We start from the raw sequence: 19,510 nt of genomic DNA, 5'->3' as shown, positions 1-19,510 counted from the left end.
CATTGTCTGAAGGGGGTTTTCTGCGATCATCGCAGATTTGCCTGACTCCGAAACTAAACTATAGGGAGTCCTCGGAATTGCAGTCAAGTTAGGTTCACGGCTGAGCGTTCGAGTTCGTCGCGGGCGCGGACGGGTTCGACCATGCGTGATGGTAGTAGCCTTGCTGGTCGATCGTTGGCGGCGGCCCAAAACCCTTGTGCGAGTAGTTCAAGACCTGCTCGCTTTCGGGGACACCCTCGTCAATTTCGACCGGGAAGCCTTCGAGCTTGGAGGGCACTTGCCGCATCACCGAGTCGATATTCTTCTGATCATCCACCTCGACTAAAATCGCGGCCTCGTTCTGACTATCGAGTTCGCCGGTGACGACCGTGACGTGCGGTATCTTCATCAGCTCCGCCCGATGCCGCTTGCTGACCGCCTCGGCGTCCCGCAAATCCTGCGCCGCCTGCTCCTGCTCCAGCGTCAGCGCCCTCGCATTCCGCACGAAGCAAGCGACGACCGCAATCGCGATCAAGCCCGCGGCAATTTTCCCGATCCTCATTTCAGCCGCGTGTACAGCCGCCGCGGATTCTCATCCAAAATCTTCTTCGCCACACCCGGCGCAAACTCCTTGCGACCAGCCGTCAAACTCACCGTATGCGGGAACCTCCCATCAAAATGCGGATAGTCCGACGCATACAGAATATGCTCTGCGCCAACGGTTTCCACCACATACGGCAGCGTCTCTTCGTCAGGATCGCATGAGATGAAAAAATTCTCGCTGCGAATCACCTCCGACGGCTTGCGCTTCAGAAACGGCACGTACTCAGGCATCAGCTCGTAATGCTCGTCGAGCCGCTCCATCCAGAACGGCAGCCATCCCACGCCCGCCTCAAGAAACGCGATGCGCAGTTTCGGAAAAATGTCGAGCACGCCGCCGCCGACGAGCGACGCGATCCCGCGCATCACCTCGAACGGATTGGTCGCTGAGTGCTGGATGAACAGATTGTTACCCATCTCGAAGGTGCCCATCCCGTACGGCGGGCGCGCCGTGCCGCCGTGGAAGCACGCGGGCAAATCCGTATCGACGCACGCCTTCCAAATCGGATGGAACGCGGGATGGTCGAGCAGCTTGTCCTCCATATGCGCCGACAGGTAGATGCCGACGCACCACGGCTCATTCGCGACGCGCCGGATTTCCTCAGCCGCTCGATCCGGCTGGCGCATCGGGGCAATCGCAACGCCCTTCAGGCGCGCGGGATACGCCGCGCAGTAGTCGGCGAGCCATCGATGGTACGCGCGAATCATCGCGACTTCGAAATCGACGCTCGGCAGCGCGCAGAAACTCGACACTACCGTCGCGAACAGCACCGCGACGTCGATTCCCTCCCGCTCCATATCTTTGATGCGCACGTGGGGATCGAAGCCGCCGCGCATGTCGGGCTTCTCGCCATGCGGCTTGCGCCCGGTCCGCATGAGCGGCTTGTCGAGAGCCGCGACGCCGAGCGGACGTCCCGTGTTCAGCTGATGGAAGTATCCGAAAAAATACTTCGACGCCCGCGTCGCCGCGATCTTCTTCAGGTCATCTAACTCGGGCTTGAACTTGCTCTCGAGGTATTCGTCATAGAGCTCGTTCGGCTCCATCACATGCCCGTCGGCGTCGACTACTCTGTTGCCGTTGAACATTTGATCCACTTATCGCGCCTGATGGACCGAAACTCAAGATACCTCGCCTGCTGTCATTCTCACTTTGTCATTCTGAGCGCAGCGAAGAATCCCGGATCTTTCTCGACGCCGGCCGACGCATCCCCAATCACGCATCAAGCGATGTTTCAGGTGCGGTGTTGCTGCCGCTCGGGTGCGCAGTTCGATATCGCCATGATTGAGGCTGCAGTTGCCAGCACCGCAAAAGATCCGGGATTCTTCGCTCCGCTCAGAATGACACAATAGAGGCAGCGGCGGCCGCTAACCATTTCCTTTCTCCATATAGCACCCCGCAATCGCACCGCTATAAAATGTCCGGCTGGAGAGTCGCATCGCGCATGAGCGACAGAGAGAAAGAGGCGCTGTATATCGTTCGCCGTCTGGTCGATTCCGGCTTTCGCGCCGTTTTCGCCGGCGGATGTGTGCGCGATCGAATCCTCGGCATCGAGCCCAAGGATTACGACATCGCCACCGACGCGCGCCCCGAAGTTGTGCTTCGAATGTTCGACCGCACCGTCGCGGTCGGAGAGAAGTTCGGCGTGATCGGCGTAGTGCTCACCGACGGCAAGCCGATCGAAGTCGCGACCTTTCGCGCTGACGCCGAATACACCGACGGACGCCGTCCTTCGTCGGTACGCTTTGGCGCAATCGAGGAAGATGCGATTCGCCGCGACTTCACTATCAACGGAATGTTTTACGATCCGATCGCCGACCAACTGATCGATCTGGTCGGCGGGATGCGCGATCTGCGCGCCGGAATTATCCGCGCGATCGGAAATCCGTACGACCGTTTCGAGGAGGACCATCTGCGCATCCTGCGCGCTGCCCGCTTCGCCGCGCGCATGAACTTCACGATCGATCCCGCGACCTGGGCTGCGATGAAACGCGCCGCACCGACGATTCGTGATATCGCGGCTGAGCGAATCGGCGAAGAAATCGTGATGATGATGACCGAGGGCGCCGCCGCGCGCGCGATGGACCTGATGATGGACAGCGGGCTGATGCAAATTCTGCTGCCCGAGGTCGTCCGCATGCGCGGATGCGATCAGCCCGAGAATTTCCATCCCGAGGGCGACGTCTACACGCATACGCGGATCGGCGTCGCGATGCTGCCCGCGAACTGCACCGAGACTGTCGCGTTCGGCATCCTGCTGCACGACATCGCCAAACCGCAGTGCCGCGCGATCGTCGGCGACAAGGTCACATTCTATGGGCACACCGACGAGGGCGCCGTGATCGCTGCGAACATGCTCGCACGGCTGAAACGCTCGCGCGCAGTCCAGGAGCGGGTCGCGTACCTGGTGAAGAATCATCTGAAGCTCTGCATGGCGCCGCGGATGCGCCCTGCGACGCTCAAACGAATGCTCGCGGAAGACGGATTCGACGAGCTGATGGACGTGGCGTTCATGGACGCGATGGCGTCGAGCTCCTACCTCGGCTACTGGCATTTTTGCCGTCATGCGATGACGACGATGACCGCGGCCGAGATTCGGCCGCCGCGTTTGATTGGCGGCGAGGACCTGAAGCAGTTGGGGTTCACGCCGGGGCCTCGCTTCAAGGAAATTTTGAAGGACGTCGAGGACCATCAGCTCGACGGCGCGCTCGAAACCCGCGAAGCCGCGCTCGAATACGTGCGCGCGCATTACGACACAAGCGCCGCCTAGGTGCTGCGCGCTATCGCCATAACCAAGCGCTTCGGCCGCACGCTCGCGCTCGACGGCGTCGATTTCGAGGCGCGTCCCGGCGAAATTCACGCGCTGGTCGGCGAGAACGGCGCGGGCAAAACCACGCTGATGAATGTGCTGGCGGGCTCGCTCGCGCCCGACCGTGGCGAGGTCCTGCTCGACGACCAGCCCCTGCAGGCAGGCTCTCCGCGCGTTGCGCTGGAGGCGGGAATCGCGGCGGTGCATCAGAGCCCGATGCTGTTCGAGCGGATGACGTGGGAGGAAAATCTCGCGCTCGGCGGCTTCGACACCGGCAGCGAATTGCTGGACCTCGAGGCGGTCGCGACGCGGGCGCGAGCGCTCGCCACGAAACTCGGTTTCGAGCTGCCGCCTCCCGGCACTACCGTCGAGAATCGTTCGGTCGCCGAGCGCGTCCGGCTCGAAGTGCTGCGAGCGCTCAGCTTCAATCCGCGCGTGCTGATTTTAGACGAGCCGACCAGCGTCCTCGCGCCCTCGGAGCTCCACGCGTTCCTCGACCTGCTGCGTAACCTCCGCGGCGAAGGCCGAATCGTCGTCTTGATAACGCACAAGCTGGCCGAGGCGATCGCGGTTGCCGATCGAATCACCGTCCTGCGCCGCGGCCGCGTCGTCGCACGCACCACTGCAACCGAGACCAGTGAAGAAAAGCTGGCCGGATTGATGATTGGCGAAATCGTAACCCAACCCGATGCGGCCGCGGGGCGATTGCAGCCGGGCGAGCCGGTATTGCAGATGGAAAATCTGTCGCTGGCTGATCGCACCGGCCGACGTATTCTTGACGGCATATCTTTTCACGTCGCCGCCAGCGAGATCGTGGGAATTGCCGGCGTCGACGGCAACGGACAGACCGAGTTGGTCGAGTTACTCGCCGGGGTGCGCAAGCCGAGCGAGGGGAAAATAATTTCACGCGGCGCGATGGCGGTGATACCGCAGAATCGCGACCTCGACGGGCTCATCCTCGACATGCGGCTGTGGGAGAACCTGATTCTCGCGCGTCCGCTCCGGGAGCAGGTGACGTCGCACGGATGGCTGAACACTTCGCGCGCGATCGATCTCTCGCGCGAGCTGATCGTGCGGTTTCGGATTCGCGCGCCAGGCCCCGAGACGATTGCCGGCGCGCTTTCGGGCGGGAATCGCCAGCGGCTCGAGGTGGCGCGCGCGATCGCGTCGCAACCGCTGGTAATAGTCGCGCACAATATCTGCCGCGGCCTCGACCTCGCCGCGACTGCCGAAGTGCATCGCAGGATTCTCGACTTCGCCGCGGCCGGCGGCGCCGTGCTGCTGATTTCGAGCGACCTAGACGAATTACTCGCTATCTGCGGGCGGCTTCTGATTATCAGCCGCGGAAAAATCCGCGAGACGAGCCCCGACGAGCGCGATCCCGAGCGGCTGGGCCTGCTGATGTCCGGGGCGCGCGACTGATGCTGTCCTCGATTGCGAAACCATTCGCGGCGCTGGCGCTCGCGTTCGCATTGATCGCGATCGTGCTGGCCGCGCTCGGCGCAAATCCATTCAGCGTGTTTGCGGCGCTGGGCGAAGGCGCATTCGGTACCTGGTACGCCTGCGTCGATACGATTGTGAAGTCCACGCCGCTGATCTTCACCGGGCTCGCCGTCTCGATCGCATTCTCGGGAGCGCTGTGGAATATCGGCGCCGACGGACAGCTCACGATCGGCGCGATCGCTGCCGGCGCAATCGGGACGCATCTCGCCGATTTTCCGCATTCGATCGCCGTCGCAATCATTCTCACCGCAGGCGCGGTGGGCGGCGCGGTATGGGGCGGCATCGCCGGATGGCTCCGCGCCCGACGCGACGTCAACGAAGTGATCAGCACCATCATGCTGAACTTCGTCGCCGTGCAGATGCTCAGTTGGATGGTGCACGGGCCCCTGATGGAACCGTCGCGCGCATATCCGACCAGCTCGCCGATCGCGTCCGCCGCCGAGCTCGAATTCTACTTCACGCCGAGCCGACTCAACCTCGGGATGCTGCTGGCAGTCGTGCTCGCCGGCGCGTGCTACATGCTGCTGTTCAACACCAGCGCCGGATTCGAGTTGCGCGCGATGGGCCGCAACCGACGCGCCGCGACGTTTTTCGGTGTGCGAATCCCCGCGCTCACCGTCTGGGTGATGGCGTTGTCGGGCGCGCTCGCCGGGCTGGGCGGCGCGGTGCAGGTATCCGCGATCTCGCATCGATTGTACGAGAAGCTCTCGCCCGGCTGGGGCTTCGAGGCGATCGCGGTCGCCTTGGTCGCGCGCCTGAATCCCCTCGCGATCGTACCCGCCGCTCTCCTGTTCGGCGCGCTCGACAACGGCTCGCAGGCGATGCAGCGGACGCAGGGGATCTCGCCCGAGTTGGTGCAGGTCATCCAGGCGCTCGTGATTTTGATCATCCTCGCCTTCGACACGCCTGCGTGGAGCGGGCTCCGCGAGAATATTTTCGGCGCGTCCGGCGACGACGCTTCCGCAGTGCCTCCGGTCGCGGAGATGCCCGATGCTTGAAGCGTTCCTCGTCTCCGTGATCACGATGGCGACGCCCATCCTGCTGGCCGCGCTCGGCGAGTTGATTGTCGAGGAAAGCGGCGTCGTCAATATCGGTATCGAAGGGGCGATGCTCTCGGGCGCGTTCGCCGCGCTCACCATCGCGTTTTTCAGCGGCAGCACCGCGCTCGGCCTGGCTGGCGCAATCGTGGCGGGCGTCGCGATCAACGCGATCTTTGCAGTCCTGGTCGTGAATCTCGCCGTCAACCAGGTCGTCACCGGGACCGCAATCAGCATCCTTGCACTCGGTTTGACCGGAGTTTTCTATCGCAAGCTGTTCGGCGTGACCGGCAAGGCGTTCATGGTAGCGCCGATGGCGAAAATACCGCTCGGACCGCTCGCGCGAATTCCGCTGCTCGGCCCGGTGCTCTTCGATCACAACGCGCTGGTATATCTCACGTTCATTCTCGTGCCCGCGCTCTGGTACGTGATCGCGCGCACGCGCTACGGACTCCGGCTGCGCGCATGCGGCGAGCGTCCCGAAGCGGCCGACGCGCTCGGCCTCGGCGTTATCGCAATCCGTTGGCAGGCGCTGCTCGTATCGGGCGCGCTGACCGGACTGGCCGGCGCGTTCCTGACGCTCGCGTATGCCAACACCTTCGTCGAGAACATCTCGGCCGGCCGCGGCTTCGTCGCACTGTCGGTAGTGATAGTAGGACGCTGGAATTCATGGGGCCTCGCCGCCGCATCGCTCCTATTCGGCGCCGCGATGGCTCTACAATTCGGCTTGCAAGCGCTGGGCACCGTCGTTCCGTACCAGCTATTCCTCGCGCTGCCCTATGCGCTGACTCTACTCGTATTGGCAGGATTCGGAGGCCAGGCAGCAGCTCCAAGCGCTCTCGGCGAGCCTTATAGGCGGCAATAGTCTTTCTTACCTCTACCCCCGTGAGAGGTCGACGTGAGTCTGCGAGCGGCGGGTGAGGGCGCCGGCATCGAGCTCGATTCATACGCCCTCACCCGGGCCAGGCGCGTCCTCTGGGAGAGGTAAGAATCGGACCTCGGTCCAGGGGGATTTCAGCCGACTATTATGGCGTGTCCAGGCAGTCCAACCATTTAATTTCTCAAGCTTTTTTCGTGTCATTCGACAATTATTCGCCCTTGTATCCGACCCCTCATTTTCGCGTCTAAATAGGTAGAGGTACAGAGCAATGAAACGAAAATTACTCACAGGACTAGCAGCTCTGTCGCTCCTCGTTTGTCTGGTTTCGACTCAGGGCTGCTACGACGTGGACTATCCAGGTGGATATGGCTACGGCGGCGGATATCCTGCCTATTCATATGCACCCGCGTACGGATACGGATGGGGCCACCCGTGGGGCTTCGGCGACTACGGTTGGGGTCACGGATGGGATCATGATGGTTGGGCTCGCGGCTACGGCGGATGGGGTCATGGAGGTGGATGGGGTCACGACTATGCTGGCGGATGGGGCGGTCATGGCGGTGGATGGGGCGGCGGTCACGGCGGCGGATGGGATGGCGGTCATGGTGGTGGATTTGCGCATGGCGGTGGCGGTCATGGCGGTGGCGGACACGCTTCCTATGCCCACTCAGGACATGGTGGCGGACACCATCGCGGCTGATTCAAACGGGCATCGAATTTCACCTGCGCAATCGTGTAGTGTGACTTTCGATGTCCACCCCTCTGCTCTCAGTTAGAGATTCTTCATTTCCGATGGCGGACTGCTCGCCCTGCGGCAAATCGGTGCTGACCTACGTCGCTCTCGACGACAACAACGGTACCGAACGCCGCATCTGCGTGCATTGCGATACTCCGATTGCTGAAAATCTCAAATGGGTCTCGCCCGGCGAACTCGAGCAGGCGGGTTACTATTTCGGCCCGCCGCCTGCTGAGGGCGAGAAGGGCGGATGCAGCACCGGCTGCGGCAGTTGCGGCGTCAAGAAGAACTGAGCGCGCCCGTCTGGCGCAGTGCTTCATACACGACAATCGAAACGGCATTCGAGAGATTCAGGCTGCGCACGCCTGCCTCGAAAATTGGAATCCGATACGCTCGGTCCGTTCTCTCCGACAGGAATTCCTTGCCGAGGCCTTTGGTCTCGCCGCCGAAGAACAGGAAGTCGCCACGCTTGTACTGCGCGTTGAGATATGAAGTGGGACCGTGCGTCGAGAAGAACTTCGATTTCGCGTGCGGGGAATCAGGATGGAGACTCGTGAATTCGCCCCATCCTTCGTACGTGCACAAATCCACCAGCGGCCAGTAATCCAGCCCCGCGCGTTTGAGATAGCGATCCTCGAGCGAGAATCCCAGCGGACCTACCAGGTGCAGCCGCGCTCTGATTGCCGCGGCCAGCCGCGCGATCGATCCGGTGTTCTGCGGAATCTCGGGACGAACCAGGACGATATGCAGATTCGGCTCGGCTAGATTCATCAGGAGTTTGCGGCAGGCGCACCGCCGATCGGATATCGATGACCCCGTAGGTTCACGTAGAAGCGGCCGGAGTCGTCGGACTCGAAGCGATCGCTCAGATGGTAGTAGGCCGAGCGCAGAAATCGCGCGCGATCTTTGCCGCCCTTCACCCGCGCATACAGCACATTGCCGGCGCCGACTTCGAGCGCCGCGGGATCGAGCGGTTCGCGAGTGTCGTCGTTCAGCACCATCACGAATCCGCCCAGCTCATCGTCCTCTAGCGCCTTGACGACGTACGGCGTGTCCTCGACCGTGATCGACGCGCGTTCTTCGGCGACTTGAAGGTAGTAGCTGCCGTCTGGATTGCGCTTAATACTCTGGCTGAACAGCAGCGCGATTCGCGGATTGTCGATCCGCTCGTCGTCGCTGTACCAGTTGCCGTCGCGCCGAAACGAGATTTTCCCCGATTCGACAGTATAGAAGCCCGCTCGCGGCATTATTTTCTATTTCTCACGGCTATCGAGGATAATCGTTACCGGCCCGTCGTTGACGAGATCCACTTCCATCGTGGCGCCGAACTCACCCGTTTCAACTTTAACATCGCGAGTCCTCGCGAGCGAGAGAAAATGCTCGTAGAGACGGCGCGCCTCGTCCGGCGCAGCGGCTTTTGTGAACGACGGCCGCCGGCCTGAATTGGTATCTGCCAGCAGCGTGAATTGCGACACCACCAGCATCGCGCCGTCGACCTGCGCAATCGACAGATTCATCTTGCCCGCGTCATCGGCAAATACCCGCATCCCGACGATTCTATCTACCAGGAACGCCGCATCCGCCTCGCCGTCGCCTCCCGCAACTCCCAGCAGCACGACCAATCCGCGCCCTATCCTGCCTGCCACTCGCCCCTCGATTCGCACTTCGCCTCGGCTGACGCGTTGAACAACTGCCCGCATACTTGCGTCATATAATAGAGACCCCCAAGCTCGTACCAGCCTTACCCTTGAAAAACCGAAAACCCTTTGTGGTCAGCGCGGGCGTTCGCGTACTATAATTTGACCAACAATGATTCCTGTCTTGTTCCACCTGGGCCCGCTGACTGTTTACAGCTACGGGCTGATGATGGCGCTGGGATTCCTGGCGGCCGACTACGTTATCCGCCTCGAATGCATCCGGCGTGGACTCGACCCCGAATATTCGTCGTCGATTGTGATCGCAGCCGCCGTGGCGGGACTGATCGGATCGCGCGTTTACGCCATCCTGGACGACCTGCCGACCTACCTTGCCGATCCCAAGTCGATGATCTTTTCGGGTTCGGGATTCGTGTTTTACGGTGGCATGATCGGCGGACTGCTCGGCGCATACCTGGTCTCGCGCTGGTATCGAATCAGCTTCGCGGTGACCGCCGACATGTGCGGACCTGCACTCGCAATCGGACAGGCAATAGGCAGAATCGGATGCCAGCTCTCCGGCGATGGCGACTGGGGCCTGCCGTCCACTGTGCCGTGGGCGATGTCGTATCCCAAGGCAATAGTTGGTTGGACTCCGGACACGGTACTGAAACTGGGCGACCACTATCAGTTGGTGCCGGCCTGCTCCAGCGTGGCGGACTGCCTCAACGTCCGCGTGCATCCAGCGCCGGTTTACGAAACCATTCTGTATGTCGGCGTGTTTATAATATTGTGGTCGATGCGCAAGACGTCTCATCCGGCCGGGCGCATCTTCTACTGGTACCTGCTGCTGGGGGGAGCCGCCCGCTTTGTCGTCGAGTTCTGGCGAGTCAATCCGCGAGTCTTTTACATGTTCAGCGAGGCGCAACTGATCGCCTTCGCTATGATGGTCATCGGCGGAGTTGCGTTAATTCTGACCAGGGAAAAAAATCCTGCAGTAAAGGATCAGGGCGAGAAGGTAAGTCGTGAGGCTGTCGGAGCGGCTCGCGCCTGAACGCAATGCAGATCAGAGACAGAGTCCTCTACCTGGTCGCGGGTATCGTCGTGGCGACGGGCCTCGCGCTGGTCGTGCTCAGCGGACATCGCGGCGCACGCATCGCGACTTCTTCGGGAATCGGCAGCGGCTCCGAGGCTCCGGTGGCGGCGGGCAGCCAGGCGGCGAATTTCCAGCTCGAGAAGCTCGATGGGACCACGGTTTCGCTCGAGTCTCTGCGAGGCAAAGTTGTTTTTCTGAACGTATGGGCGACATGGTGCGAGCCCTGCCGCGAGGAAATGCCCTCGATGCAGACCCTGTACGACTCCTTCAAGAGCAACAAGGACTTCGTGATGCTGGCCGTAAGCCAGGACGTCAAGGGCCGCGCGGCAGTGGCGCCGTACGTCGCCAAGAACGGCTACCACTTCACCATCCTGCTGGATCCCGAGAACAAAATCGGCGAGACTTACGACGTCAGCGGAGTGCCCGAAACCTTCATAATCGATCGCAAGGGACAGATTGTCGCGCACCATATGGGCGCGTTCGATTGGTCGCGGCCCGACGTCAGGGACGCACTGCAGCAATTGCTCGACTCGAAACAGGGGTAATTACGGACCGTACAACGTAACGAAAGGATGCCGCGGGCGTATGCATCAACACGCGGCATCTGCTTAAATGAACAACTCAAATTAAAGGGTTCCGACAGTGGTTAATGTCGAATGATTAAAAGACATCGATGGTCCATCACGTTGGCGGTCTCGTTGGTCGCGTGCTTCCTCCTCCTGCAAGAGGTCGCCGTTCGCCGAGCCCAGGCGCTCTCGAATGACACCTACCAGGAGCTCGACACCTTCGCGAGCGTGCTCGCAATCGTGCAGAAGAACTACGTTGAACCGGTCACGACCAAAAAGCTGATCGACGGCGCAATCAGCGGGATGCTGGCGTCGCTCGATCCGCATAGCGCGTACCTGACGCCCGACCTCTACCGCGACCTCGAGGTCGAGACGCGCGGCAGTTTCGGCGGTCTCGGCATCGAGATAACAATCAAGAACGGCGCGCTCACCGTCGTGGCGCCGATCGAGGACACGCCCGCATATCATGCGGGAATCAAGGCCGGCGACCAGATCATCAAGATTGACGACGACTTCACCAAGGACATGTCTCTCACCGACGCCGTCAAGCGGATGCGCGGACCCAAGGGCAGCAAGATCAAGCTGACCCTGCATCGCAACGGCGTTCCCGAGCTCTTCACCGTCAGCCTCGCGCGCGACGTCATCAGGATTCAGTCGGTCAAAGCGAAAATGCTTCCTGAGGGCTACGGCTACATCCGCGTAACCACCTTCCAGGAGAACACCGGCGACGGCGTCGAGAAGGCGATCGACGACTTCGAATCGAAGAACCATGGCAAGGTCAAAGGAGTGGTCTTCGATCTGCGCGACAACCCGGGCGGATTGCTGAACCAAGCCGTGAAAGTCTCCGACGATTTCCTCGACGGCGGCCTGATCGTCTATACCCAGGGACGCGAGGAGAATCAGCAGCAGAAGTATTTCTCGCACAAGAAAAAAGATTGGGTCGACTATCCAATGGTAGTGCTGGTCAACGGCGGCAGCGCCAGCGCCAGTGAAATCGTCGCGGGCGCGTTGCAGGATCAGAAGCGCGCGGTAATTCTCGGCACCCAGACCTTCGGCAAAGGCTCGGTGCAGACCATTCTGCCGCTCGACGATCATTCAGCGCTGCGCCTGACCACCGCGCGCTACTACACTCCCGCGGGCCGCTCGATCCAGGCCGTGGGTATCACGCCGGACGTCGATGTGGCCCCGCCCAAGGAAACGCTGGCGTCGATAACCCAGGAGGGCGGCGAGTTCGACGAGAACCCGGAAATCCACGAGGCCGATCTGCCGCATCACTTCCAGAACGGTCAGAAGAAGGGCGACAAGACTGCCGCGCCGGGCAGCGAAAGTACGGCTCCTGGAGCAGCCCCTGAGAAGAGCAACAAGGGCGGCCCTGCGGCCAAGGGCGCCAAGGCCAAAGAGGAAAAGGACGTCCAGCTCGATCGCGCGATCGACATCCTGAAGCACTGGAACACGTTCAAGCTCCAACTGGCCAAGGGCGAACTCCAATCCGCCTCAGCCGCCGAGGCCAGCAAGTCAAAAGGCGACTAGCAGGTAGCAACAAAGAGAGTGCGCAACGCGCCGGGCATCACGATGATGTCCGGCGCTTTTTTATGCTGGCGCTTTGGCGTCGGGCGCGATCAAGCCGAACTTACCCATGATCACCTGATGCTGCCCCTCCATCCGGCGCAGGATGTCGAGCATCACTTCGTCCTGCTGCTCGAGATGCGACATGATCGATTTCAGCTCGTCCTCAGCCTTGCAATTTACTTCGTAATCCTGCTCAGCCATCAGCCGGTCCTTCGCGGCCTGCCGATTCTGCGACATCATGATGATCGGCGCGGCGTATGCGGCCTGAAAACTCAGCGCGAGGTTGAGCAGGATGAACGGATAAGGATCCCAATGATTCATGTAGCCGACGACGTTCAGAGAGATCCAAATCGCCAGGATGATCGACTGCACGATGATGAACGGCCAACTGCCCATCACGGTCGCTAGCCGATCCGCAATTCGTTGCCCGGTAGTCAGCTTCTCGGCATCAACCTGGTTGATGTTGATGACAGGCTTATGCCGATGAACGTGCCGAATCCGCTGCCGTTCCCATTTCTCGACGACTGGCGCGTGGTCGTTAGTCATTGATTCCTCCCTCGATCGTGGATCGCGAACCCCGGCTTGATGGTAGCTTCAACATCGAGGCTGATCACTCCATGGGACGACGATTCCTCATCACCGGCACCGGCCCGCGCGTCGGTAAAACTACAATCGCATGCGCGTTGGGATTCGCGATGCGCGCCCGCGGTCTGCGCGTCGGCGTGATGAAGCCGGTCGACACCCTCGATTCTCAGGATGCGCAAGCACTGGCACTTGCCGTTGGTTCCACTATGCCGATGGATTTGATCTGCCCCTATCGCCGCGACTCAACGCCCTCAGCTGCCGACGCGCCCGACCTCGCGCACATCGCCGAATGCTTCAACAAAATCGTCATGCAAAACGACGTCGTGATAGTCGAAAGCTCAGACCTGATCGATTTCGCCGACCTGGCCGCAACCCTCGACCTCGAAGTAATCGTGATAGTGGGAAACCGCCCCGGATACGCCGCCGCAGCCACGCTAACGATCCAACGCTGCGAGACCCGCGGACTAAAAATCGCCGGCTACATCCTCTGCGATTGCGACCCAACCCCATCACTCGACGCCGACTCACTCCAACAAACCCTCAAAGCCTCTTATCTCGGACGTATGCGCCACCGCGAACCCCTGTCCCGCACAATCGTCGAAAAGCTCATCTAAATTTCAAACTTAGTGGCACAGGCTTTAGCCTGTGATTTTCTGGTCCATGCCAATCCAGGAAAGAATCACAGGCTGAAGCCTGTGCCACGTGTGGTTCCGGGTTCAAGCTGCACGCCAGCGAGTTCACGCCGAAGGAGTGAAACCCACCGCGGGTTTCACTACAATGAGTTCCTATTCCCACTATCTAGGCCGGATGCGTCGAAAAGCCTGTCTAATCCACCATATAGTTGCGCGCCAACCCGTTCTGATAAGCTAATCGACTAATGGCGGGCCAGCTCAATCTCTCCTTGCGCGGCCATCGCACGGGTCTGATCACGGTATCGGACCTGGTGCGGATGGTGCGCGACACGCTCGACGCCGGGCTCGGCGAGGGCTGGGTCGTCGGCGAGATCTCGAACGCCCGACTGGCGCCGTCCAATCATTTTTATTTCACTCTCAAAGACTCGCGCAGTTCGATCAACGTCGTGATGTTCAAATCGGCGTTTCAGCGGATGCGCTTTAAGGTCGTCGACGGAATGGAAGTGATCGTTCGCGGCCGCGTGCAGGTCTTCGAACAGCGCGGCGCGCTGCAACTCTATGCCGAGGAGATGGAGCCGCGAGGCGTCGGCGCATTGCAGGTCGCATTCGAGCAGTTAAAGCGGCGGCTCGAAGCCGAAGGCCTGTTCGATCGTGCGCGCAAACGCGCGATGCCTTATCTGCCGCGACGCATTGGAATTGTGACGGCGCGCGGCGGCGCAGGACTCCGCGACATGCTGCGCATCTTGTTCGATCGCTTCCCGAGCGTGCAGGTGATTTTCAGGCCCGCGAGAGTGCAGGGCGATGGCTCCGCGCAGGAAATCGCCGACGCGATCGCCGACCTCAATCGCGACGGCCGCGCCGAGGTGTTGATCGTCGGGCGCGGTGGCGGATCGCTCGAAGATTTGTGGGCCTTCAACGAGGAAGTAGTCGCACGCGCGATTTTCCGATCGCTGATTCCGGTAATTTCCGCCGTCGGCCACGAAGTCGATTACACTATCGCCGATTTCGTCGCCGATCTGCGCGCGCCCACTCCCACAGCCGCCGCGCAGATAGTCGTGCCTAGCCTGGTCGAGTTGAAGGAGCGCGTCGAAGCTCTCGGCGCGTCGCTCGCGAGCGTGATGGATCGCGAACTGTTGGGCCAGCGAGAATCGGTGGACGACCTGGCGGATCGCATCCGCCATCCCGGCAGCATTGTCGCCGACGCGCGCGATCGCGTCGCCACCCTCGACGCCGAGCTCGCCGACGCGGTCTCGTTGCGAATCGCGGAAGGTCGTCGCAGCGTCCGCGAGTTGCGCTTGCGTCTACGCAGTCCCGACGCCGCCGTGCGCGACCTGCGCCTTCGCACCGCCAGGCTCCGCAATAATCTTGTTCATGGTGTCGCGTCCGCTCTGGAAGCCAAACGACGGTTACTCGGCGCGAAAGCTGGACGTCTCGACGCGTTGTCGCCGCTCAAAGTTCTGGACCGCGGTTACTCTGTCGTGATCAACAAAACAAATTCGCGCGCGGTGCTCGACGCCGCGACGGTGAAGTTCGACGACGAGCTCGATATCAGGCTGGCGAAGGGCCGGCTCAGCGCGCGCGCAACCGGCCGTTCTCTGTAGACGATGAGTACGAAGCCGAAAAAATTTGAGGATGAGCTCAAGGAACTCGAGACGATTGTCAGTCAGATCGATTCGGGCGAGCTCACCCTCGACGAATCGATCGGAGCCTTCGAACGCGGCGTGATGCTGGTGAAGGCGCTCAATGGGAAACTCGACGAGGTCGAGCGCAAGGTCGAACTGCTAACGCGGAGCGCCGGCGGCGAACTGCGCACGGCGCCCTTTGAACCATCGTCTGAGACTGAAAACGAAAACGAAAACTCCGCCGGCGCAAAGGACGACGACGAAACACCCTTCTAACAACGGTTCCGGCGCGAAGCCCAAGGCCAAAACCCGCACCCGGCGCGCGTCCGCGCCGCTGGCCCGCTTCCGGCTCGACGCCGAAATGGCGCGCCGCGGTCTCGCGGACAGCCGCGAAATCGCCCAGCGCCTCATCATGGCGGGACGCGTTCGCGTCAACTCGCGCCCGGCCTACAAAGCCGATCTCAAGGTCGATTCCGAAACGCCGATCGATCTGATGGCGGGCGCGCCGCAGTTCGCTTCCCGCGGAGCGTACAAGCTGATCGCCGCGCTCGAGCACTTCGGCATCTCGGTAGAAAATAAGCTCGCGATGGACGTCGGCGCCTCGACCGGCGGCTTCACCGACGTGCTCCTGCGCCGCGGCGCCAAGGCCGTCATCGCAATGGACGTCGGCTACGGCCAGCTCGCCCTCAAGCTCCGCGAGGATCCTCGCGTCACCGTGCTCGACCGCATGAACATCCGCCTCGCCGCGCCGACCGACTTGCCGCACGCGCCCGAGCTCGTGACTATCGACACCAGCTTCATCTCTCTGCGCCTGGTGATTCCCGCAGTGCTCGCGCTGGTCGCGCCGCGCGCCGAGATTGTCGCGCTGATCAAGCCGCAGTTCGAAGTTGGCAAGGGCAAGGTCGGCAAGGGCGGCGTCGTCAAGGACGAAAAGCTGCGGCGCGAAGCGGTCGCGGGCATCGTCGAGTTCGCGCAGAAAATTGGCCTCGATGTGATCGGCACGCTTGAATCGCCGATTGAAGGCGCGGCAGGAAATCGCGAATATCTCGCGTTCATTAAGTTCCCCGGCGAACACGCCAAATGACGCGCGCATGGGCGGTTGGCTTGGATATGGGTGGCACCAATATCCGGTGCGCAGCCGTATCCGTCGCCGGCGACGTCCTGCTGATCGAGCATGGCCCCTCACTCGCGTCGCGCAAGGCCGGCGACGTCGCTGAGAATATCGCAGCGCAAACTCTTCACCTGCTCGACACCGCGCGACGCCGCGGACTCGGCTCGCCGCGCGCGATCGGTGTCGCCGTGCCAGGTCCGCTGGATGTGCACACCGGCACCGTGATGCAAGCGCCGCACGTCGCCGCATGGCGATCGTATCCGCTGCGCACCAGGCTCGAAGCGCTGATCGGCCGCAAGGTGGTCCTCGACAACGACGCCAACGCATGGGCGCTCGGCGAATATTGGCGCGGCGCCGCGCGTGGACGTCGCGACGTCGTGCTGCTGACTCTCGGCACCGGTGTCGGCGGCGGACTCATCGTCGGCGGCAAGCTCGTATACGGTCGCAGCGGGATGGCCGGCGAACTCGGTCACGTGACTGTCAATCCCGACGGCCCCCCATGCGATTGCGGCTCGCACGGATGCCTCGAGGCCTACGCCTCGATGTCCGGCCTGCGCGGCCTGGTCGAGGCACGCCTCGGCGTAACGCCCGGGTCTCCGCTACCGCCGCAAATTGTGGATTCTGAAGGAAATTTCTCGGTGCGAGGTCTCTCGGCCCAGGCTCGCCGCGGCGACCAGCTCGCGCTCGAGGCCTTCGCCACCGCCGGCCACTATCTCGGAATCGCCATCGCGTCGTTTCTCAATACCTTCAACCCCGAGTTGGTCGTGCTCGGCGGCGGCGTCGCTGGCGCCCTCCCGTATATGCGCAAAACCATGACTGTCCAGGTCCGCGCGCGAGCCTTCACCGCGATCGCCTCGCAGTCCCGGATTGTGCGTGCCGCCCTCGGCCCCCGCGGCGGCGTGGTCGGTGCTGCCTACGCCGCTTTGCATCCTCCCACACGTCCTTAGCGTATCTGCTACAACCTAGACGGTAGGCTGAATCTGATGGATACTAGGAATCGGTTCGCAGGCAAAGGGTCCCTCATGAGCGTGCGACGGTATAGGTCGGCTTTTTCAAAACTTGCCCTCGCGGTGACGTTTATCGTTGCTGGATGCGGACTTGCGTTCGCGCAAGACTTCAACGAGAGCACCATCCCTCCGTCATCGCCGTCCTCGCGCGTCGTGCGTCCGCCGAGCGACACCGATCAGCCCGCCGACGCATCCGCGCCGAAGCCCGTCAAGCCGGCGAACATGATTCCCTACACGATTCGCCCCGGCGACACTATTGGCGCAATCGCATCGATGTTCGGGATCACGCCCGAGGAGCTCGCGCGCGCCAACCGGATGCATGTCGACGACGAGCTCCAGGTTGACGAGGTCCTCAAGGTTCCGCATCCGTTCACCACTGAGGTTTCGAACCTCAAAAATCAGGTCGAGACGCTGAGCGCGCAGCAGCAGGCGGCCGAACAGAAATCCGACGCCGCCGCGGATCAGATCAAAACGCTCCAGGGCCAGGTGCAGCAGCTGACCGGCGATAACCAGGACTTGCAGAGCAGCGTCAAGGTATTGCCATGGTGGAAGGCGACCGCCATCAGCCTCGGAATCGGCGCGCTCATCATGTTCGGCGCGATGACACTGACGATGTTCGAATGGTGGCGGATGCGCCGCCGGTTCATGGCGTTGGCCGCGATGACCGACGCGCTTAGCCGCCTCGACTACAAGTACAAGGCGATGTTCGCGAAGGCGGAATTGCGGTTGCAGCAGCTCTACGGACGCCGCCGCGGTGGAATCACCGAAGGGCAGCCGCGCCCCCGGATGCCCGAGGAAATGGAAATCGATCGGCTCAACGAAGAGCTCAAGCAGATTCTCGAGCTACATCTGCAGAAGATGGGCGCGAAACTGCCCGGCTCACGCCGCAAAGGATGGCGCGATCTGCTCGGCGGCGGCGACGTCGGCTCGACCGTCGAAGCACGCTCTTATCGACGTTAAACTTCAGCACGGAGGAACTTCGTCATGAAAAAATTCGCACTGATGGCAATCCTCGCGACTGTGATGGCCGCCCCTTATGCGCTCTCGTCGGCCAGCGGCACCCGCGCCTCAGACACCCCCGAATGCTGCGTGAAGAAGCAGTCATGCTGCCCGAGCGCATCATGTTGCAGCGGTGGCAGCCACGGCATGGGTGCCCACTGCATGCTCCACGCCGCCTCTCACTGATCGCTGTAGGACGGAATTTATTCCGTCAGACCCGAATCTCCAGGAGCAAACGATGAATCGTCTGACAAAACTAGGTCTGGGACTCGTCGCGGTAGTAGGACTCGCGGGCATGGCTATCGCCGCCGACACCAGCGAGACATCCGTCACCGGCAATCTCGAAGACGCCTACTGCTACGGCACGATGGGCGCGAAGGGCCCCGGCCATAAGCAGTGCGCGATCAAGTGCGCATCCGCGGGAATTCCAGTGACCCTAATCGAAAAAGGCACTGAGAAGTCCTACATCCTGCTACCCAACAAGGATGCGTCCCCGCTTCCGCAAAGCGTGATCTCGCGAATGGAAGATGAGGTCACAGTGACCGGCAAGGAATACAACAAGAACGGCACAGAATACTTAGTAGTAGAATCCGTGAAGTAGCCGCAGTCAAGCCTGTGCTAGCCCGCATCCTGCCAGGCGCATCGCAGCTACAGAACTACCATCCCCTGTTGGTGCACTTCCCCATCGCCTTCATCTACGGCGCGTCGCTGATGTATTTCCTAGCGTGGATAACCGCTAGCGAAAAGCTCCAATGGACCGCCCTCTGGATGCTGATACTAGCCACCATAAGCGCAGCCGCAGCCCTGACCAGCGGCTTCTACGCGGCACCCGGCCTGATGATTGCAGAGTCAGTCCGCAATGAACTACTAACTCACCACAAACACCTGATGGTAGCCGCCTCGATCCTAACCGGCTTGCTAACAGCTTGGGCACTAGCATCGCGACCAATGCCAACGCGAGCCCGCATCTTATTCCTGGGCGGCCTGATAGCACTGATGGCCCTAATCGCAGCCGGCGCAGACCTAGGCGGCGAAATGGTCTACGCCTACAACGCCGCCGGCTCAGCCTGTGCGCAGCCTATCGACTATAAGAAGTAACAGTCGGTCTTTGCCTTTAGTCGCAGCCTTAATTCAGTCGCCTTGGTTA

Annotated in this window: 24 protein-coding genes; 18 read left to right on the top strand and 6 right to left on the bottom strand. The window is 61.6% G+C overall.

Translation table 11 applies throughout. From position 1 onward, the window contains the following. Positions 1 to 94: 94 nt before the first annotated feature. The gene (locus WB650_RS06585) at positions 95 to 541 is read right to left on the bottom strand and encodes a hypothetical protein (protein WP_422305403.1); all 447 of its coding nucleotides are present in this window, start codon (positions 539 to 541) and stop codon (positions 95 to 97) included. Next, a complete protein-coding gene (locus tag WB650_RS06580; protein WP_422305405.1) occupies positions 538 to 1,665 on the bottom strand; it encodes an amidohydrolase family protein in 1,128 nt (375 codons plus the stop codon). Before WB650_RS06580 ends, WB650_RS06585 begins: the two co-directional genes overlap by 4 nt. A gap of 356 nt (positions 1,666 to 2,021) precedes the next feature. On the opposite strand from WB650_RS06580, the gene WB650_RS06575 reads away from it, so the two are divergent. The 6 genes from WB650_RS06575 to WB650_RS06550 all read left to right on the top strand — a co-directional run bounded on the left by WB650_RS06575 (position 2,022) and on the right by WB650_RS06550 (position 7,835). Continuing rightward, positions 2,022 to 3,347, top strand: coding sequence for a CCA tRNA nucleotidyltransferase (locus WB650_RS06575; RefSeq protein WP_422305407.1), 1,326 nt, complete (start codon positions 2,022 to 2,024; stop codon positions 3,345 to 3,347). Then, entirely contained in the window at positions 3,348 to 4,808 is a 1,461-nt protein-coding gene (locus tag WB650_RS06570) for an ABC transporter ATP-binding protein (protein WP_422305409.1), read from the top strand. Then, positions 4,808 to 5,887 (top strand): ABC transporter permease, encoded by a 1,080-nt coding sequence (locus tag WB650_RS06565; RefSeq protein WP_422305411.1) that lies wholly within the window; start codon positions 4,808 to 4,810, stop codon positions 5,885 to 5,887. Before WB650_RS06570 ends, WB650_RS06565 begins: the two co-directional genes overlap by 1 nt. Then, positions 5,880 to 6,791, top strand: a complete 912-nt coding sequence (locus WB650_RS06560) for an ABC transporter permease (protein WP_422305413.1) — start codon at positions 5,880 to 5,882, stop codon at positions 6,789 to 6,791. Before WB650_RS06565 ends, WB650_RS06560 begins: the two co-directional genes overlap by 8 nt. Positions 6,792 to 7,074: 283 nt before the next feature. Continuing rightward, positions 7,075 to 7,506, top strand: coding sequence for a hypothetical protein (locus tag WB650_RS06555; protein WP_423959887.1), 432 nt, complete (start codon positions 7,075 to 7,077; stop codon positions 7,504 to 7,506). A gap of 92 nt (positions 7,507 to 7,598) precedes the next feature. Further along, positions 7,599 to 7,835, top strand: coding sequence for a hypothetical protein (locus WB650_RS06550; RefSeq protein WP_422305415.1), 237 nt, complete (start codon positions 7,599 to 7,601; stop codon positions 7,833 to 7,835). Here WB650_RS06550 and WB650_RS06545 read toward each other — a convergent pair. The 3 genes from WB650_RS06545 to dtd are packed head-to-tail and all read right to left on the bottom strand — an operon-like array spanning position 7,822 to position 9,242. After that, positions 7,822 to 8,313: a tRNA (cytidine(34)-2'-O)-methyltransferase gene (locus WB650_RS06545; RefSeq protein WP_423959885.1), complete on the bottom strand. Its 492-nt coding sequence runs from the start codon at positions 8,311 to 8,313 to the stop codon at positions 7,822 to 7,824. The genes WB650_RS06550 and WB650_RS06545 overlap by 14 nt on opposite strands. Next, the gene (locus WB650_RS06540) at positions 8,313 to 8,789 is read right to left on the bottom strand and encodes a DUF1285 domain-containing protein (protein WP_422305418.1); all 477 of its coding nucleotides are present in this window, start codon (positions 8,787 to 8,789) and stop codon (positions 8,313 to 8,315) included. The genes WB650_RS06545 and WB650_RS06540 overlap by 1 nt, the downstream gene beginning before the upstream one ends. Before the next feature lie 6 nt (positions 8,790 to 8,795). Then, positions 8,796 to 9,242: a D-aminoacyl-tRNA deacylase gene (gene dtd, locus WB650_RS06535; RefSeq protein WP_422305420.1), complete on the bottom strand. Its 447-nt coding sequence runs from the start codon at positions 9,240 to 9,242 to the stop codon at positions 8,796 to 8,798. A 109-nt stretch (positions 9,243 to 9,351) separates the two neighbouring features. Between dtd and WB650_RS06530 the strand changes: the two genes are divergently transcribed. The 3 genes from WB650_RS06530 (at position 9,352) to WB650_RS06520 (ending at position 12,368) form a co-directional block, all read left to right on the top strand. Next, positions 9,352 to 10,230 (top strand): prolipoprotein diacylglyceryl transferase, encoded by an 879-nt coding sequence (locus WB650_RS06530; protein WP_423959883.1) that lies wholly within the window; start codon positions 9,352 to 9,354, stop codon positions 10,228 to 10,230. A 5-nt stretch (positions 10,231 to 10,235) separates the two neighbouring features. After that, positions 10,236 to 10,817, top strand: a complete 582-nt coding sequence (locus WB650_RS06525) for a TlpA family protein disulfide reductase (RefSeq protein WP_422301808.1) — start codon at positions 10,236 to 10,238, stop codon at positions 10,815 to 10,817. A gap of 111 nt (positions 10,818 to 10,928) precedes the next feature. Further along, positions 10,929 to 12,368 carry a S41 family peptidase gene (locus tag WB650_RS06520; RefSeq protein ID WP_423959881.1) on the top strand — a complete coding sequence of 480 codons (1,440 nt, stop codon included), beginning with the start codon at positions 10,929 to 10,931 and terminating at the stop codon, positions 12,366 to 12,368. 60 nt (positions 12,369 to 12,428) lie between these two features. On the opposite strand, the gene WB650_RS06515 is transcribed toward WB650_RS06520, so the two are convergent. Next, on the bottom strand, positions 12,429 to 12,953 hold the full coding sequence (locus tag WB650_RS06515; protein WP_423959880.1) for a DUF1003 domain-containing protein: 525 nt from the start codon (positions 12,951 to 12,953) through the stop codon (positions 12,429 to 12,431). Between the two features lie 71 nt (positions 12,954 to 13,024). On the opposite strand from WB650_RS06515, the gene bioD reads away from it, so the two are divergent. From bioD to WB650_RS06470, 9 genes are all read left to right on the top strand, one after another. Next, positions 13,025 to 13,606, top strand: coding sequence for an ATP-dependent dethiobiotin synthetase BioD (gene bioD, locus WB650_RS06510; protein WP_423959878.1), 582 nt, complete (start codon positions 13,025 to 13,027; stop codon positions 13,604 to 13,606). Positions 13,607 to 13,869: 263 nt separating this feature from the next. After that, positions 13,870 to 15,225, top strand: a complete 1,356-nt coding sequence (xseA, locus tag WB650_RS06505; protein ID WP_423959876.1) for an exodeoxyribonuclease VII large subunit — start codon at positions 13,870 to 13,872, stop codon at positions 15,223 to 15,225. 3 nt (positions 15,226 to 15,228) lie between these two features. After that, positions 15,229 to 15,522, top strand: a complete 294-nt coding sequence (locus WB650_RS06500) for an exodeoxyribonuclease VII small subunit (protein ID WP_422303285.1) — start codon at positions 15,229 to 15,231, stop codon at positions 15,520 to 15,522. Positions 15,523 to 15,580: 58 nt separating this feature from the next. Further along, entirely contained in the window at positions 15,581 to 16,330 is a 750-nt protein-coding gene (locus WB650_RS06495) for a TlyA family RNA methyltransferase (RefSeq protein WP_422303292.1), read from the top strand. Beyond that, positions 16,327 to 17,304, top strand: coding sequence for an ROK family protein (locus WB650_RS06490; RefSeq protein WP_423959873.1), 978 nt, complete (start codon positions 16,327 to 16,329; stop codon positions 17,302 to 17,304). Before WB650_RS06495 ends, WB650_RS06490 begins: the two co-directional genes overlap by 4 nt. A 75-nt stretch (positions 17,305 to 17,379) precedes the next feature. Continuing rightward, the gene (locus tag WB650_RS06485) at positions 17,380 to 18,324 is read left to right on the top strand and encodes a LysM peptidoglycan-binding domain-containing protein (protein ID WP_423959871.1); all 945 of its coding nucleotides are present in this window, start codon (positions 17,380 to 17,382) and stop codon (positions 18,322 to 18,324) included. A 24-nt stretch (positions 18,325 to 18,348) separates the two neighbouring features. After that, positions 18,349 to 18,549: a hypothetical protein gene (locus tag WB650_RS06480; protein ID WP_422303288.1), complete on the top strand. Its 201-nt coding sequence runs from the start codon at positions 18,349 to 18,351 to the stop codon at positions 18,547 to 18,549. A gap of 52 nt (positions 18,550 to 18,601) precedes the next feature. Further along, positions 18,602 to 18,964 carry a hypothetical protein gene (locus WB650_RS06475; RefSeq protein WP_422303289.1) on the top strand — a complete coding sequence of 121 codons (363 nt, stop codon included), beginning with the start codon at positions 18,602 to 18,604 and terminating at the stop codon, positions 18,962 to 18,964. Between the two features lie 14 nt (positions 18,965 to 18,978). Beyond that, complete coding sequence (locus WB650_RS06470) at positions 18,979 to 19,461, top strand: DUF2231 domain-containing protein (protein WP_422303290.1); 483 nt, start codon at positions 18,979 to 18,981, stop codon at positions 19,459 to 19,461. Positions 19,462 to 19,510 lie beyond the last annotated feature (49 nt).

Source organism: Binatus sp. (SeqCode) (assembly GCF_049584895.1).
Taxonomy (GTDB): domain Bacteria; phylum Desulfobacterota; class Binatia; order Binatales; family Binataceae; genus Binatus.
The sequence above is the reverse complement of the archived record's forward strand: the minus strand, read 5'-3'. Positions and strand labels throughout refer to the sequence as shown.